This window comes from Prevotella sp. C561 (assembly GCF_000224595.1).
GTDB lineage: Bacteria > Bacteroidota > Bacteroidia > Bacteroidales > Bacteroidaceae > Prevotella > Prevotella jejuni.
The window spans coordinates 1-1,775 of sequence record NZ_JH114163.1 but is presented as its reverse complement, the minus strand read 5'-3'; the positions used below and the strand labels follow the sequence as shown (position 1 = coordinate 1,775).

At 35.9% G+C, this 1,775-nt stretch carries 4 protein-coding genes; all 4 read left to right on the top strand.

What is annotated here, in order from left to right; genetic code table 11:
* The first annotated feature begins 103 nt into the window (after positions 1-103).
* Positions 104-685, top strand: coding sequence for a hypothetical protein (locus HMPREF0666_RS15400; RefSeq protein WP_009013310.1), 582 nt, complete (start codon positions 104-106; stop codon positions 683-685).
* Positions 686-713: 28 nt separating this feature from the next.
* Entirely contained in the window at positions 714-941 is a 228-nt protein-coding gene (locus tag HMPREF0666_RS15395) for a hypothetical protein (RefSeq protein WP_009013309.1), read from the top strand.
* A gap of 135 nt (positions 942-1,076) precedes the next feature.
* A complete protein-coding gene (locus tag HMPREF0666_RS15390) occupies positions 1,077-1,601 on the top strand; it encodes a hypothetical protein (RefSeq protein WP_009013308.1) in 525 nt (174 codons plus the stop codon).
* A 1-nt stretch (position 1,602) separates the two neighbouring features.
* Positions 1,603-1,775: PAAR-like protein (locus tag HMPREF0666_RS17530; RefSeq protein WP_009013307.1), on the top strand; the 173-nt coding region annotated here is incomplete at its 3' end.

Genomic DNA, 1,775 nt, shown 5'->3' with positions numbered 1-1,775 from the left:
AAACATCTCATTCTAATATTACTAACTGCGTTGTACTGTACTTGCTGCAATGACGCAAAAAAGACAAAGGAGGCAACAACAATGAAGACAACTGAAAGATTCGATGTACAATATTATAAAAGCAAAATCAAAGGAAGTAAATGGTAAAGATGGAGACAACAGCTTTGCCATTTATGTGGATAGAGATAGTACACAGGTTAAGGTGTATTTTGATAAGGATTATGATGCTTTGGTAACAATCCCTCCTTTTACTTACTACAAAGAAGTAAGAATATTCCATAAAAACGGAGTTCTCATGGAGTCGGGAAAACGCTTTTTCTGTTCATCTATTGATATTGGCATTTGGCGCGAGTATGACAATCAAGGCAACCTTATAAAAGAAACCGATGAGGACAAGAAGTTTGAGAAGCTGCGCCTGAAACCTATAAACATCCTGCGCTGGCTCGAGAAGGAAGGGTATATAGACAGGAAAACAGGAAAGGGTCAGGAGAAGTTCGTGAAACAAGGGAATGAGCCAGGTATTCGCATAAGTTTTGGCAAGATAAGTGCGCCCAATGCTAAATTTGAAAAAGACTCTGTTCTTTGGACGATTACCATAACCGATAAAGGCGGTGATATAACTTATATATGGAATGCCAAGAATGGAGAACTACTCAGCAAAGAGATATTGCAAGCCATAGAATAAAAAGGTTGAATGAACTAAAAAAGAATTTATGTCTAAGATCATAACTCACGGAGCAACGATGTATTGTTCCCTCGGCACAGAGAAACCCAACCTAACTGTGACGAGTCAAACATTCCGTAGGATAGCTGATGCTCTTGTTAGTACAGAAGGTGATAATAACGGGATGGTAATATCCCAAGTTTTGGAGTTTGCAAATGCAGCTCCCCGAATCCTCCTTGTTTTCCCCACCCACAAGGTTGACAGCAAACAACACTGAAAGACAATATCAATGAACTGCTAATAAAATTATAAAAATGATAAGACAAATAATTATTTTACTTACATTACTCGTTGTAATAGGTAGTTGTAAGGCACAAGACAATAGTAGTAATAACATCAAAAAAACAAGAATATGGAAAGGACAACTGAGAAATTTGATTCATGGAAATATTACACACATAGAGAAAATGACGACTATGAGTTTAAAAGTTATTTAAAAGGCAAGGTACGTCAGTTCGGAGGAGAGAATGGTTCTAATTATTTTGAATACGCCAAGAAAGATAAGGAGTTATTCGGTACATATAGAGAGTATTACAATAAAAGTAAGACCCTTAAGCTGATAGGGAAGTACTATTATAACGATTTTGAAAGTGGTATATGGAAAGAGTATGACGAGAATGGTTATTTAATAGCTGAATACGACCAAGATGCCCCTTATAAGAACTATCCATGGGAAAAGGTGGAGAAGTTTGTAAAGGAAGAGTTAAAGCTGGATTTATTCGATAAGAATGTTTCTATAAGGCGATATGTAAGTGATAAAACCAATATACCAGTATGGGTTATTCATTACAAGGTAGGACCAAATATAGTTTCTATTAAAATAAATGCCAATACAGGAGAAATCATAAAGAAAGGTACAAATCCTATAATAAAGTAGAATGGTAAAAATTGTAACTGATGGAGCTATTATGTGTTGCACTTTAGGAACTTGGCAAGCTAAGTTGACAGTTCTTAGTCAAAGTTTCCGAAGTATTTCGGGAGCATTGGTAGCGACTGAGGAAGATGAAATTGGTTTAATTAATATCCCAAGTTTTGGAGTTTGCAAATGTAG

Excerpts from the sequence above, each read along its gene's own strand:
- HMPREF0666_RS15390 (WP_009013308.1), top strand. The coding sequence starts at position 1,077 with ATGGAAAGGACAACTGAGAAATTTGATTCATGGAAATATTACACACAT.
- HMPREF0666_RS15395 (WP_009013309.1), top strand. The coding sequence starts at position 714 with ATGTCTAAGATCATAACTCACGGAGCAACGATGTATTGTTCCCTCGGC.
- HMPREF0666_RS15400 (WP_009013310.1), top strand. The coding sequence starts at position 104 with ATGTACAATATTATAAAAGCAAAATCAAAGGAAGTAAATGGTAAAGAT.